Source organism: Paenibacillus sp. FSL M7-0802, from assembly GCF_038004945.1.
Lineage (GTDB): Bacteria > Bacillota > Bacilli > Paenibacillales > Paenibacillaceae > Paenibacillus > Paenibacillus polymyxa_B.
On sequence record NZ_JBBOSD010000001.1, the window covers coordinates 1,155,370 to 1,171,344 of the forward strand.

The window sequence follows — 15,975 nt, forward strand, 5'->3', positions numbered from 1 at the left end:
TATAAGTCTGTTACCCGGCATTATATCCGATAGTTTGGTAACCTTTTAGTGTTTAAACTTTATAGAGTAACGACAATCTCCAGCGTAAAGCCTTTTAAGCCTTCACCCACTGTATGGGTATAGATTCGAAAATGATCATTTTTATCAATAATAGGATTGGATAGAATATATGGTGTGTCACTCGTATTACTTGACTTCTTACCTGCGTCAATTGACAGATTTCGACTGAAAATATTGCTCCAACTCGGTAGTGTTTCATAGTCCCACTGTGAGCATTTCTCAATGGAAAACTCACTTTTCCCTGTGCCGTAAACTCCGCAAGAAGCATATACTTCCCTGATTTTTCCCTCAAAGGGGAATCTCATTTCATATTTGCACGGTCCCAATGGAACTCGTTCCATCACAAAAACCATGGTTTTGACCTCGGCTCGTTCCTGAATATAATCCAGCCGATCATCCAATCGGTGATACAGGACATCGTGATCCGTATATCTACGGGCAGAGACGATCTCCTCTTCCAATTTTTTAAACCTGAGATCATCAATACCACTTCCGTTTCCTTGACGATACTCTTGCTTCCATGTACGGATATAAATCTCGTCGCCTACCACTAGAGAAATGGGCTTGCCTGCCAATGGATGCTCAACTGGATATGTTCCTAAATCCAAATGAATCTTATACTCATCTACTTCTTCATATCCACCCTGAACAAGTAAATGCTGCCCATTCAGATATACGTCTAGCATCCTTGTCCCCAAAATATAAGGATGTGTCAGACGGATGTATAGGTCCTTATTCGTGTCCAGGTAAGCCTGATCTACAATAACTTCCTGCTCATGCCAGTATATAATTTCATTTCCATACCTGCGTAACGTCATCTTCGTACCAGCCAAAATCCAACACCTCCTTATACATGAGTAATATCCAAAATAAAGTGAATAGGCTTAATTCCAAAATACTCTTGCTTGCGCTCCACCTTCATCCAGAATTTCACCTTGCCATCTGGCAACAGAGAATCCATATCAAGACGCTGCATATAATCTCCTTGCGGATGATCCAATCCGTCGTCATGGCACAAATCTGCCCATTCATAACCAAATTCCTTTAAATGTTTAAGGATACCCATCGAAATATTTTCTGCTTTCTTATTTTTCGAGGGATTATATAACTCCATCTGGACCTGAATCACACCGTCATACATAGTACCCAGATAGGTTTCCCCGGTTAAACTAAGTTCTTTGTCTTTCCACAGCACACGAAGGTCGGTACCATACAGATACACATCACCACCGTACATATCTGTAGCGCCAAGACTTGATAAAAGAATCCCATTTTCATCGTAAACTCTTAACATCCCGCTATAAGGCATCGTGGGAAGCTCAAATTCAACCCCTGTCCACATGGGCTGTACCTTGGAGGAAGCAATGGTATAACCATCGGAATCGCATAAAAATACCGAGTAGCCTTCTGGCAAATTTCCCATGGTTATTTTATTGCTTTTACATAGCACGATTCTGTCTAAACCAAGATTTTCATACTCATCACGATATTGATTTTTTAAGAGGACTCCTATTTTTCCAGCTACAAGATCATCCGAATCAAATAGCTCCCATCCCAAGCCTCGATCAGCATAAAAGGTCCATCGATTCCCCTTCTTCTCTGCCCGCCATCTACTATATTCTCGGGTTGTCGTATCCTTGCTCTCCAAAAATTCCAGCCGATGGTAACCATCCTGCCAGATGACAATCCCCCCTTCATCACCTAATACCTTAGGGACATAGTCTGCGGTAACTTCAAGCATTAGAGCAGGCTCCTCATCAGGTATATCAACCAAAAGCATTGTTTCCAATTCTGTATGACACATTATCAGCTGATGCAAATTTGTATCTAAGATACAAGACTTTGCCGGAGATAATTGAAATCGGGAATGAATTTCTCCCAAATTGAACGCATCATCAAATATCAATCCACTCCATTTTTTATAAATCCCCATAGGATATCTATCACCTACCTTGTCTTCTTCCAGTTCCAGATGTTCCAAGAAGCGATCTTGCCCATAATCATCCAAATCTTGCGTTTAGGCATGACTGGTATCGTTTCATTGGTACCTTCAGATGGAGATTCAATAACCGTCTTCAGAATTTTATGCCGTGTGGCTGACTCTGAGCTTTCCATATGAACTGGTACCGTTTTTTTCGAACGCGTACCCTCCTGAGCATCTATGGTCTGTGTCTTTAACAATTTTTTCTTTCTGAAGGCTTCCTGATCATCTTCAATTTTTATAGAAATGACCTTCTTCTTGCGAGTGCCTTCAGATGGACCATCGATCTCGGCACCGTCTGTTTTTAAAATAGACTCCGCATCTATGTCCTCAGCCATCAACGATTGAATCGTTCCTGCATCAGATCCACCTTGTATCTGCTCCTGTATGTCCACAATCCTGTTTATATCTGCGATATCGGCAGCCTCAAAATTATCTCTGCCCCCAGTGTATACATTATCACCGCTGAAGCCTTCCTCTTCATCCTGGATAGCTTCAAGCATATTCTCAGCGTTGCTTTGTCCATTCACTTGCTCGATAAGAGCTTCATTAAGACTTACGCTATTGGCTTGATTGACCCAATCTGTAATAGTCTCCTGAATGGGCTCATGTGTTGCCTGCTCTCCATGAAGATGGATAGACTCAAATGCATGCATATGGTTGTCGGCCAAAGTACCATTTAGCGTGGTACCCGTCTGGGTTGTTGAATGATCTGAAGCACGCTCCAATAGAGATTTGTCTACCCCGCTAATCCATTCTGAAAGCTTTGCCTTTTCAATATCATGCCGCCAGACTCCCATGTTTTTTCTATATTCCGACTCAACTGTCGCAGCTTCCTCAGTTTCCAATTGTTGAATATATTTCCCGCTTTCAAGTGCTTCTGTCCTGTCCGCATCTGGAATACTGGTATTTGTTGAATTCTCTAAACCACTGAATTCCCCCTCCGTGACAGATTGAGAAATCCCTTGTTCCATGGAGCCCGTCGCTCCTCTATAACTGAAGAAGATGCTACCATTTTCCATGCTGTGTAACATTACATGGGTAATATCAGAGCTCACAAGTGCATTACTCACCGCTTGGACATCTGATTCCGTAGACATATGACGCTCCGCATGGTCCATTGTATGGTGTATTCCTTCCTCAGTAGCGGAGTAACTTCCCCATTCCGATACCAAAAGTTGCCCATCTTCGATGAAGGTCTTGAGGCCTTTTTCCGCGTTAGTTTCCAATGCTCCTCCACTATGCTCCCTATTTCCCCTATCCGATTGTATAGATACGGCATCCACTGATCTGCTGTCCAATGCTTTTTCCAGCTGATGGATGACATTGTTTGTAATCAAAGCCGATACTGCCTGAACCGTGCCTTCCTTGGCAGCCTCTGTTACTATATTCTCAATCCCTACTTTGATCAGTTCCATGGCTTGCTCACCGTACATAATTCTTATCATTCTGGACATCCTGCTGATTTCGGGTGATTCTCCAATCATTTCTCTTAATATCTCTGCCGTAAAAGACTCTCCCTGTTGTCCCTCCAAATGAGGTTCACTGAAATCAGAAAAACTGATTTTTTTTAATTCCTCGCCTTCACCGACGTATATAAACTCGGCAGGCATTGAATCATCCAAATTTGTATCCGTGTAATTTTCAATAATACCCGAACTCATATGTTCATAGATAATCTCTGTAGAGGAATGGCTGTCGCCTGTGCTACTCTGTTCTTCTTGCAGAATTCTAGACCTTTGATATGGTGAAGCCGCCCTGTACTGATTTAGAGCTGCATGGTGAGCCTGTTCATGTTTATATGCATTCACGCCCACAGGTTCGATTAGACTATAATTGTTGGGGGAGGAGGAATCACTTGTAGCAGTTTCAGCCAGAACACGTATTGTATTAGCACCTTGCTCAATGCGAACTACCACAGGATAACTCTGGATACCCTCAATTGAACTACCGTTCAATACCTCTTGCATTCGGTAAACCATACTTTCCCTAATCAAGCTTGATATTGCTTGTACACTACCTTGCTGTAAACACTCCAGGAGATCATCTTTCATTTCTGTCTCAAGTTGTTCCATGATTTGTTCGCCATACAACACGCTAAGCTCCTGAGCCATTTTGCTGAGCTCGGGTGATTGCACCAGAATTCCTCTCCATGCTTCTGCTATAGTGGATTCTACATTCTCAAGCTCAATAGAGGATACATTCTGATTCACAATTAGCATACCTTGAGGCTGCATACCATCCTGACGATATAAATGATCAACTTTCGAGGATTCCTGTACTGTTATAGGGAGGTAATCATTCCACGTAGATGCACTTACTTGTTCATATTCGGTATCTTTCGCAGAATACTTGTATGCGGCAGCACTCTGCTCATTAGCCGAATCCTTAAAATCCTTACGTTGTCTGACATACTTCTGCTGAGTGATGATAGCTTCATCGCTTTGTCTAGGCTCAGCTGTTTGTACTTTTTCAGGAATGACATCATCCTTAACTCTTACCTCTGTTACCAGTAAGTTATCCACAAAAAGATCATTCAAATTCTCAAGTTTCCCTGCCTCTTCAAAACAGCTGGTTTCACTTATATCAAATATCTGCTCCTTCACACCAGACTCTGATGCTTCAACCAGGATCTCCCGAGTATCTGTGATGTAACGTAATGCCTGGCTTGCATGCTGGGAAAGAACATCATTATCAAAGAGTTCAGCCGTAGCTTGCTCCTCAGTTATAGCTTTTTTATCCTGAAACAGATGGTGAATAATAGAATGCCGTTCAACCGAATCTCCCCGTTTTACGTTTTCTCCGAGAATTGCAGATTCGGAAAAAAGTATTCCTTTCCTTATGTCCTGCTCAGATGCCAATAGTTTATCGGGAATGCCATCCAAGATGTTAGAAATTTTTCCGTATTCATAAAGTGAAATTGAATTCTCTATATATTGCCTAATTTTGGAATCTGTTCCTTGCTCCTGTTCGACATTAAACGAGAGATCAGCCTGAATGGTAGGATTTTGTTGTCCTTCTTTTATAGAATCTGCATGGCTAATCTGATCGGACTGGTTTCCCGTTCTCCAGCTAGCATCTGGCTTTAGAGAATGCGAAGGTTGCTGCACCCCCTGCCTAATCTCTCCACTAAAATGCCTGTGAATATCTGAAAGGTAAGATACAATGGTCGTGTGAACGGCTTCCACGCTTTGACCCTCAATCTCACTAGCGATCTCCGCCTCTTTCCAATCTCTCCCCAATATACTTGTAGCAGAGTATGGAGGTTTGGACGCATTTTTTAACGTGTCCTCTTTCAGCGTTCGGTAAGTGCTATTTACAGGAGCAGACAGATGATAACGTGTATCCCGCTGTGTATCAAAGATCGTATCTGTACCAAATGCCAGTTCATAGCCCTTTTTAGAAAAAAGGGCGGTGATACTGATCAGGTAAGATTTTTTACCGTCCAGCATGTCACCGCCGACCTCCTTTAACACTACAAGTTAACTGTTCTTAATAAGCGTTTCCTTCAGAATACCCAAACCGATTGGAGCGAATGGGCTGATAGTAGCCAACGTGAACGGGCTTACCGGTGTATCCGCCAAGGTATAGCGATAAATCTGTTTGTACTCGTAGGTGGCCAGAACCTCCTTATCTACTTTCGGTGCTTTGCCTTCCACAAACACAATTCGCTTGGCATCCAGATCAAGAGTGTAGTCCGTACCCAATTTAACCTCGTTACAGTCGACCTTGACTACCAGCTTAAATGGCGCCCCTCCATTTGTTAATGAAGGTTGATGGGATAAATGAAACACTTTATTCTTTCCATCACCCTTGCCAAGATTCTCATGATCTGCCGTTTCTACAACCTCTAGCTCGTCGAGCTGTGCAATGTTTTTGGGATGAATGGCATAACATTCGTCCAGCTTGCCTACAAAACCATCATTCGGATGCACAACATACATTGGGGAAATATGATATTTCCCGCTATACACCGAAGGACTAAACCGTGATTCACCTGCATCAACCAATTTGTCATGTGTAATGAAAGCAAGATAATGCTGCTGGTAATACGTCCCCCCAATAGACTGTTGAAGTTGTACCGAGCTATTGCCGTTCGAGGTATTATTGCCATAGTCTACGTATGTGGCACCAAGTTTCATATCTTTTTTCCATTTTACTTCGTCCTTCTCCCGGCAGCCAGAAACCAGAACATGATTTTTTCTCGGCGATTTTCCAAGCGTTGTCATTCTGCCAATGTACAGTGGTGCATAGTAAGTATTCTCTGGTCCAGACGTTGGATCGGGACGTAGGAACATGACAATCCGGTCTTTGTTGAAGTTCCCCCAATAATACATGGTGGAATCACGTTGCCAGCCTCGCGTGAAATTGTCCAGTGGTGTGAAAGACAAAGCTGTAGGTAATGATGGATAGATATAGTACATGCAAGAATATACGGCATCCATAATGCTTGTTCCGGCATCCGGGTCAAATTTACGTGCTGGAATGTCTCCATAGTTAATGGTACCTGTTCCAGTCCCCGCTAATATTCTGGTATAAGAAACATGAAGTTCGTTTCCTGGCTCTGGCGCCTTCACATTAGAGGGGAATTTTATCATGTTAGTAGTATAGTCAACCATATAATCTTCAGGAGAAACCTCAATCTGATTAATAAACAAGCGCACCGAATCAGGTTTTATCGTCATATTCGTAGGTATTTTAAATTCTCGACGAGTTCCGGTCCCATCAGGAAGAATAGATTCAGGATCTGGTACTCTTGCTCCATCCCCTTTACCTTCAACAATCTTCTCGGAACGTACGTCATCAAAGCTAAAGAAAAATAGACGTTTAGGCATGTTAGGAGCAATAACTGAAGGTGCGTAGGAAACTGTAAATTGATCGCTTGCTTGTGCAGCTTCATTCAACGTAATAACTCCACTATATGGCTCGATGCTGTATTCCGATTTCTCTACATAAGCGCCGTTCCTATACAGCATTTCAGAATCCGGCTCTACGGGCCGCACGATAATCTGCAATGCAGTATCACTATTCTTAACCCGCTGTACCTCTCCAAGTACAGAGTTTTGAGAGATGAAATCCATTTCACCTGCCTGTCTAGGCTTTCCTCCATAACCGAATACCATACCAAAATTACGTGTTTGTCCGTCACTACCTTTAGACCTGAACAACCGGACATCCGCAAATTGGGTTGTTAATTTTTTAGGATCACCGCTAATTGCTCGGTATTTAATAAACGTTTCCCAACCATGAGTATTGAACTGTTTCTCCAATTCTTGCGGAAACAGTTGAATAGTTGCATCTCCATCAAACCATGACACAATAATCACCTCTATTATTATGATTCCAAGCTACATTATGGAGTAGTTGGTTTTATTTCAATTCCTTCTTCATTAACTGTGTTTACATATAGTCCAATGCCTGCTGGTCGAAATTGAGTTCCTGGCTTTTTAGTCAGCGGGGAGATCCCTTCTACTAAAAAGTAACGATAAACATCGAATTCATCTGGACAGTGGGTGCGTTTAACTCTCAATTTATTCGCATTAAATGAGAATGCAGCTAATGAGATGGTATCTTTTAAGGTACCACGAACACCTTCTTCGGGATGAATAATGTACACCTTGGAAGTATGTACTTTACCACTGTAACGGGAAGGATTGAAATTATATTTGTATAAAGGATTTTCTGCGTTATTCCATGCACGTGGATAGTCTTTGTCTTTTTTTCCATCACCTGCTGATCTAGTAGGTGGCATAAGGTTAGGCGGAGAGTTCCAAGAAAGATAATGGGCTTGATATCTTGCCCCAAGCTTGGAGCGGTGCACCATAACATTATCCAGACCATTTGCCGGGAATTTAGGGTATGATTTCAACAATGGCATAATATGTGGCTGTCTGGTCGTAGTATCGTCAAAATCATAAGTAGCAACGTCATCAATTGTATCCATAATCGGAACACTGCCAGCAAATAAGGCATAGACATTGTCCCCGTCCTCAATGGAATCAATTTTACCAAAGTACAGTGGGATGATCGGGACTAAATTACCTTCTGGGGCAGGTACATTATCGCATTGAATAATAAAGAAAAATCCTGTATCTGAAAGTGTTCCTTTAATAGAAATTTCTGAATCTGCCCACCAGTTTGTATTTTGAATAGGGAAGTTGAACTCGTTACTGTAATAAGACTCCATTAATTTAGAGCGGAGTCCTGCCTGCATAATAGGAGACTGCATACGCCCTCCTTTTGCTCCGTCAACCGTAAATACAGGGTTATTCCCTAAATCTTTATTCCAGAATGAATGTTCAACCTCTATATCTAACGCCGCCCTAAGTTGGCCTAATTCAGAACTATCATTCCATCCCAGCACAATATCTGGTGTATTCATTTCTAGCCCCTCTAGTTTCTCGATCATATACACATATAAAGTTTGTGGCGAACGATATTTAGTAAATTCTTGGGTAGCCCATTTTCCGAATTCAACCAAATTCTTTTGCTCTATATCTGGAATTTTCCCTTTATCATATTCACCAAATTTAGGATTCCAGCTACCCGAGATTGCTATACCGAAGCTTCTATTCTCTTTGTTAGTGTATATAAAATGTTCTGCTACAGTAATGCGGAATTTGGTTTGAGCGGTCTTATTATAATTAGGATTAGTAAGATTAGCATCAAAAATAACCTTCTTAAAATTGGCTGAGACTTTCCAGTCTGCTGTGGCCAGCAAATCTCCTAGACGGAGTTGCAGATCCGATTCCGTTACTTTTGGAGTAAATCCGGCGGCTGTTGTATCAATAAATGACATTTGTTTCTCCCCTTTCTATAAACGATGCCTGTTTTTCTTACTAGATTGGACATTTGACCAAGTATGTCCATTGTGTGGAGTCTGTATTGGAACTCACGACTACTTTAATCGTTGTGTCTCCACCTACGGGATTATAGTTAAACTCCAATTTTCCTGTACCAGAGACTAATCCTTTTGTGGTAGCTAGCATTTGATTTTGATAATATACATCCATCTGATCTGGCTGGGACATCATGTTGTATTCAATGGCCACTCTGCCCGGGTTAGAGCCCATCTCATGGTTTTTCTCTGTTCTGCGTCCTCCCCCCGTATCATTGATCTGACCGCACTGTAAAGTATTTGGCGGCGGTGGTGGTGGTGGTGGCGGTGGCGGTGGTGTGGGTTTGATTACAGTAATGTTCGCTTGCGCCGTTCCCGTCTGTCCCTGTTCATTCGTTAAGGTAAAGGTTACTGTATAATCCCCTTCCTTTTTGAAAGTGAATTTGGCGTTGTCTACGGTGTCTCTTTCTCTGATCGCGTCATTTGAAGCGAACCAATCGTAGATCAATGCCGGAGAATGCTTACTGTAGGAAGACTTAAATTCTACCCCTTCACCGATATTGACTGAAATCGTAGACGGAGCTATGGTTACAACAAGTGGAGGCAGCGAGGGTGATACTGGTATTTCAGGTCTTCTGAGATTTCCTGCTTTCAAAATACCGATTCCCGCTGGACGATAAGATGTAGCTACTCGTTTAGTCAGTGGTGATATACCCTCTGTCAGATAATAAGCATAGGTCCTGTACTTATGACCTGCTCCATCGGTGCAATATTCATCAACCGCCTCCAACTCATCCCCGTTCATTATAGTTAAGGGCGATAATAAAATAACATTTCTCAGTGTTCCATGCGTACCATCTTCCGGATGCATCAATAAAGCCCTCGCAGAGTGTGCCTGATCACTGTATCGAGACGGATTGAACTGATATTTATACGCATTGCTCATATAGTTATTCCAAGCTCTCGGGTGCTTGGCTCCATCCGAATCCCGCAATGGTGGCATTGTGTTCGGAGGAACAGCCCAGACAAAATAATAGGATTGATAACGCGCTCCATACTTCGTCCTCTTCACCATTACAGAATCAATACCGTTACTCGGATGTGTGGGATAATCTTTTAAAATAGGCATTAGAACTTCCTGATGACGTTTTTCGTCAGGGTCATCATAGTCAAATCGGGCAGATTGGCTAAGTGCATTTTCCATACTTGCTCCGTCTTTGGAAAACGCTGTTCCCGCGAATAGAGCAGTTGCTACCCCTGCATTTTCCGTATTGATATGATAGTCTAACCAAATCCTCACAGAAGTCGGACTGAATCCATTAACTCCAGAAGAAGCAAACACTTCAAGATCAAATGAACTCTTACCGTCTAATCCCTGTAAAGAAATCTCTCCGCAGTACTCTGCCTGATCCTTGGAATTTACGGGTGTTTGAGACTTTGAAGTCCGTAACTTTACAAGCTCATATCCTGCAACACGTAGAGAAATATACTCTGACTCTGCATCTACATCTCCTGATAACCACACTTTAATGGTAGAACCGGCACTGACCATAGGACTAGTGGAAAGAATGGTTTCTTTTCGGGATTCTCCACCATTCATATCAAAAATCCTACTCCCATTGACCATTACATCTCTACCACTCTTGACATCAAAATCACCCATATAGATTGGAATGGAAGGTACTGAGTTACTCTCCCAGGCAGGTGCCGTATCAGCTAGTAAGACTAGCACTAATGACTTCCCATCAACGTAACCTCTAATCTGAACCTTGCTATCCTCCCACCAATTCGTAAATTTCACATCCAGAGAAGCTACCTTCTCATGGCTCTCCAACTGTGGAATCCGTGTTCGTGAAGTAACGAAAGGTGACTGAAAAAATTGAGGAAATTGATGAGTAACCTTAAATTGAAGCGCCTGAGTTTGATCCTGTAGACTCCACATAGACGATTGGATTTCCACATCTAGAGCAAGTCTCTTGAAATCAGCAGTCTTATCCCAACCAACAATCATCTTTCCTATATTCACAAATTTGTCCAATTGGTAGAAATATAACGTGTGGCGTTCGAATAGATTATCTTCTTCGATCTTCCGGATAGCCCAAGCGAACATGCTATCTGATTGTGGTTCGAGCTGCGTTCCCCAACCTGCACGCGGTTTATAAATCGCAAAGGGAATTCTTGCACCTGTATTGAGCACTTTCTCCTTCACACTGCCTAGCATAGCCATTCCAAAAAGGTGCCCGGATATATTTCGTACAATGTAATGCTTGGCTACGACAAATTCGAATTCCTCGGTTCCGTCCAGATCACTGTAATAAATAGCCCCTTGTCCTGTAACCCCTCGTTCAAAGATAATACGTTGTCCTCCATCCTTCTTCTCTTCTACCGAATAGTAAGAGGAAGGCATCAGCGTCCCATCTAAATAAATATAATAGTCTTCCTTATGTGCAAGTTTGGGGATATCCACATAGGACATTGTCAACGGTAGATAAAAGCGTTTAATTGCTGGTTTGGCAAGCCGACTCGCATAAACTACTTTATGAAATTCATCCACGATGTCCCAACCATATTTGGAGCAAATTCCAGCGATTCCACTCAGCAGTTGGTCTTCATTGACGAGCATTTCGAGCCAGGGATTATCTTCTGCCACCATATTTAACCTCCTTTCTATCGGAGCATTTGATAATTCACCCATATATCTTTGTTCTTGCCACCTTCATTCATAAATTCAAAATGAAATTCCGTCCCTATCGGGCAAGGAATAATAGCAGTAAAGTACATTCCTTCAGGCAGATCTTTTGTGAAAATACGTTGGCAGACCAGCTTACCTCCCACGTACAAGTTCCAGTAATCACGAGATTCATAATAGGATGCCCCCACAGCTACTGAGAGGAGCTCACAATCATCACTGACCTGCATTTTGCTCTCTACTTTACCAATTCCTCTGGATTCAATCCGAGTACCTACAATGTAAGGCTGGGTCTTCGTCGGCATAAAAGGAGGATCAAAACGTCCACCTACTATATAGCTTGCAAAATTAGCACCACTAGACAACAACTACACCGCCCTTACATAATCAAGTGTAAGATTTTTGAATAAACCGTTTTCCCGAATAATATTTCCGTGTATAGCGCTTAATGAAGGAATGTCAGCTTCTTCTTCCATATCTGAATTCAGAATGGATGACGCCTCAAATTCAATTAGAAATCCAGTCACCTGCAAGCTCTCGTCCCGTTCTAGCGTTAATCGTTCCAGAAGTCCGCTATCGTAGGTATATATCATAGATGTAACTAATACAGGATGTTCAAGCATTTCACGTGCAACCTCTATGTTAATAACATTAGGTTCCTCATGCTCCCTATTCATTAACAAGTTGCCCGAATCCCCGAAGTAGGATCCTTCCTTACGCATCTCGCGTCGGATCAGATCAATGATCGGAAATACCTCATTGGAGTTCGTAAAATTCCGATTATTCAAAGTTCACACCTCACCTTCCCCTACAATATAAGAAAAAGGAAACGACAATTAACGCTACTTGCGTAATGTCATTCCCTTTTTATATTCAATGAATAATGAATTAGGATGTTGCGGAAGTAGATGGCCATGTAAGCTCTAAATAATTAACAATGCCACTTTCGTTACCAATCAATCTGTTACCTTTAATCAGATAATATCCCGCAGTAAAGGTGTTTTTATCATACACATAGCATCCGTCGAGAAGTTCTATGAGAGGATTGCCTCGGATTACAATATTTTTGGTGCGGGCTTGTCTTTTCATATCAAAAAATACTTTATTAGCCACTTGCTCCTTAAGATCACGCATGGATGCCCCATCCTTCTCTTCAATCCATGGTAACTGTAATCCTGCGGTTCTCATATTCCCTTTGGTGGCGACAATCAAGCTTTTATCAAAAAAATGCTCTGTTAAACCTGCGGATCCAGAAATCATCAGATGGTTACGAATACGTGAGTAGTCTGTAGAGGATGTCATTTCAAGTAGATTATCATCATCTGCAAAGTTCCACTTGGAACGCATAACTTGCTCCCAATCGGGAGTATTCAGAAAATCCATTCGTTTAAATTTAAAAGTTCCGTAACGATCACACCTAACATCATAAGGCATATCCTGTATGAGCGATTGGATGGCATCGGCTGCCCTTGTGCCCGTTTTGAATGATACATTTGCTACAAAAGGATTTTCCCAACCTCCTACAGTTTTAACACTTTCCTGAGATATAGCTTGCAATTCCCCTGTCTTTTGATCAAACTTCATGTAGGAGTTCTTGCCTTTCCTCACATCAATGTATACCGTATCATCAATCTCATAATCAGGATATTTACGATCCTCACGGTGCACACGCCATGAACTAAGTCCTGCTGTGGTTACAATATCCTCTATAATACTGGATTTCATCCAGGCAAAAGCCCCGCTGTCCCCTGCGTACGCTTCCTCTGGAGGATAGGCCATATCCTTATAAAAAACAAATTCCTCTAGCATATCATATCGGTCTACGCAATGGAACGTAAGTGTTCTTTTCTCGGCATCCTCCTCCACCTCACCTTTGACCATCCCTGTAAATACTCGAACGATTTCATCACCATAACCTGCATAAATACGGACAGGAGTCCCTTCACTAATTAGGTGACGTCGCTCCCCTTCTTCCCAGTAGGTGAATTCGTTAGACGGTTGGTTCATGGTATCGGGAAATAGAGGTGTACACTCGAATGATGGGGAATAAATCCCTTTTGCGTTGTTCAAGGTAACTGTAGCCGAGGACGAGGACATGTCCATATGAGAATTAACTTCCCAGTTCATCACATCCAATTCTAATGAAAAGGTATCCTCATATTGAAACCCACCAATGTCATACCATTTCTCTTTATACGTATCGCCAATATGGGTGGCAAATTGCTCAATGGCATAATCATTAAAAGCATATTTAACCTCTGCAATATATAGTCGTCCGCTGGATACAGAGAACAACAATCTATTAGTTGTATAATCCTCGGAAACGCCGCGAACTCGAGTATTCTCCCATTTTTCAATTCCGCCCGGAAGCATGCTCTTGATATACACATCCATATCCGTCTCGTTGTGACAAGTGACAACATAATCGGTGTACTCACTCAAATGGCTATGATTATAAGAAGCATTATTGGTTGATATTCCTTTTTCTGTAATTTTAATAATAAATGCTTTCGATCCATTGGAAATTATAATTTTCCCTTGTGTTCCCTTATCCGTCTTGATGCGGAACTGCATCGTAAAAGGAAACTTATTTATCTTACCTACCCGTTCAATACCAGCCTCTCCACCTTCAGAGGATATCATCTGTTGATCGCCCAAATCCTTGATCGCTACTTGCTGGTAGCGTATCCATTGATTCGTCGTACTCATAGCGTCTTCGAACGTCCAAACCGTTTTGGCTGATACCGATTCTACATCAAATTCTCTTGCTTTCAAAAAAGTCAGTCCAAAATTACCTTTAGATGCTTGCGAAGAATTGGATAAAGAAAACTCAATCTTATGGTGTCCACTCGGTATCGGAATGGAAGGTGGATAAGCAAGTCCATTTTTGGCATTGACGCCTTCAATAGTAGTAACTACATAACCGTCCACCTTAACCTCTACTTTGTCTTGCACATCCAAATCGGCGATATAGGCCCAGCTCAAACATCCCGCCTTGAACCAGTCGTGAACAAACGCGAATTTCTTTACCTGGCCTGCACCGCCTGTTCCCTGAAAACCCAAAACATTACGGACCTGATTAGAAGTTTCATTCGCCAAAAATTGTGCAGCACCCACTATATCTACATATTTTGAAGAGTCCAGGCTTGTTTTTTTAACTGTAAAATCCTTGTTATAGGATACCTTCTCCGTTGAACGGTTCATCTGATAGGAAACAATGGATTCATTTACTTCTGAGGTCACCGTTCGAGCCCTTCCGTCCCCCCATTGCTTGACCCTCACTACAACAGGCTTTCGACCAAATTGTAGGCATTTCTGCTCATTTTCCATTAAGATATCAATACGATTGCCTTTAATAGCGCCACCTGTATCATCCGCCAAATATTCGCCCCAATTGCTACCATCTACAATCACGTCTACCTTGCTTCCCAGTGGTATTATGGACGGATCTACAGCAATAATCTTGTAATCCTTCCACACACGGACGTCTGTACCGCCTCTTGTAATCCCTATGCAACCTACACATTTAGCATGATAAGCCGTGGCCTCCATACTATATTCTGTATAGGAATTAGTGGCGTTGTCTTCCATTCTTGTCATGAAAGTTTCGCTATCCCGAGCGCCAGTCTCCAGATCCGCTACCATTCTTCCTTTAACTTGGGAAGTTCGAATTGGTAGCTGTATGGATTTTTCTCCACGTAAGAATGCTTCGGGATTTAGATCGGCTCCATCCTTCCGAACCTCAAAATGAAGATGTGATCCGTCTCCGCTCCCACTGGTAATGATGTGGCCGGAGTTCCACCCGATCGCAATCGGATCTCCAGCCTTTACATAATCTCCGACCTTGACCATCATGGCATTGGGCTTCAAATGTCCGTAGCGGGTTTCCCAACCATTACCGTGATTAATATATACGGCGTATCCGTAGCCTTTCACAGCACCAGCTACTGTAATCTTCCCGTCCCACACGGCATAGATGGTATCCCCCTTGACACAATCAAAATCTATTCCCTTATGTCTGGAGCGTTTTGGATTCACTGAACGGTGACGACTGGTAATCAGCATACCCTGAATGTGATTGGAGTCAGTTACATGTCCGTGCATCGTAGGGCTCGAAAGAATAGGCATGGACATGGGCATATTAGAGAGCCGAGCTGTCTGACTAATCGTTGTTTCCTCTTTTTCACTGGTTAGTTCGGTCACTCCATCAATAGATAAGAATTCTCCCACTACGGTATCTTTCACATATTGAACCACATCATATTTCTGACGCAGCCCTCTAACATAAGACATTTTATCCAGTTCTACAACAACGCGCGGCTGATGACCATGTGCTTGGACACGCTTCATCATGGATTCCAGTAATCGGTCAGAAGGATAACTTACATCAGATACAAAAGTCATTTT

Annotated in this window: 9 protein-coding genes; all 9 read right to left on the reverse strand. The window is 42.3% G+C overall.

The window, feature by feature from the left end:
• Positions 1 to 59 precede the first annotated feature (59 nt).
• The 9 genes from MHB54_RS05860 to MHB54_RS05900 all read right to left on the reverse strand — a co-directional run bounded on the left by MHB54_RS05860 (position 60) and on the right by MHB54_RS05900 (position 15,972).
• Positions 60 to 893 (reverse strand): hypothetical protein, encoded by an 834-nt coding sequence (locus MHB54_RS05860; protein WP_023987677.1) that lies wholly within the window; start codon positions 891 to 893, stop codon positions 60 to 62.
• A 14-nt stretch (positions 894 to 907) separates the two neighbouring features.
• A complete protein-coding gene (locus MHB54_RS05865) occupies positions 908 to 1,801 on the reverse strand; it encodes a cell adhesion protein (RefSeq protein ID WP_235322384.1) in 894 nt (297 codons plus the stop codon).
• A gap of 206 nt (positions 1,802 to 2,007) precedes the next feature.
• The gene (locus MHB54_RS05870; RefSeq protein ID WP_023987675.1) at positions 2,008 to 5,493 is read right to left on the reverse strand and encodes a hypothetical protein; all 3,486 of its coding nucleotides are present in this window, start codon (positions 5,491 to 5,493) and stop codon (positions 2,008 to 2,010) included.
• A gap of 30 nt (positions 5,494 to 5,523) precedes the next feature.
• The gene (locus tag MHB54_RS05875; protein WP_023987674.1) at positions 5,524 to 7,359 is read right to left on the reverse strand and encodes a major virion structural protein; all 1,836 of its coding nucleotides are present in this window, start codon (positions 7,357 to 7,359) and stop codon (positions 5,524 to 5,526) included.
• A gap of 35 nt (positions 7,360 to 7,394) precedes the next feature.
• Positions 7,395 to 8,840: a hypothetical protein gene (locus tag MHB54_RS05880; protein WP_023987673.1), complete on the reverse strand. Its 1,446-nt coding sequence runs from the start codon at positions 8,838 to 8,840 to the stop codon at positions 7,395 to 7,397.
• A gap of 40 nt (positions 8,841 to 8,880) precedes the next feature.
• Positions 8,881 to 11,529 (reverse strand): PKD domain-containing protein, encoded by a 2,649-nt coding sequence (locus MHB54_RS05885; RefSeq protein ID WP_023987672.1) that lies wholly within the window; start codon positions 11,527 to 11,529, stop codon positions 8,881 to 8,883.
• 17 nt (positions 11,530 to 11,546) lie between these two features.
• Entirely contained in the window at positions 11,547 to 11,933 is a 387-nt protein-coding gene (locus MHB54_RS05890; protein ID WP_023987671.1) for a hypothetical protein, read from the reverse strand.
• Positions 11,934 to 11,936: 3 nt separating this feature from the next.
• A complete protein-coding gene (locus MHB54_RS05895) occupies positions 11,937 to 12,356 on the reverse strand; it encodes a hypothetical protein (RefSeq protein ID WP_023987670.1) in 420 nt (139 codons plus the stop codon).
• A 100-nt stretch (positions 12,357 to 12,456) separates the two neighbouring features.
• Entirely contained in the window at positions 12,457 to 15,972 is a 3,516-nt protein-coding gene (locus tag MHB54_RS05900) for a peptidoglycan DD-metalloendopeptidase family protein (RefSeq protein WP_023987669.1), read from the reverse strand.
• Between the last annotated feature and the right edge of the window lie 3 nt (positions 15,973 to 15,975).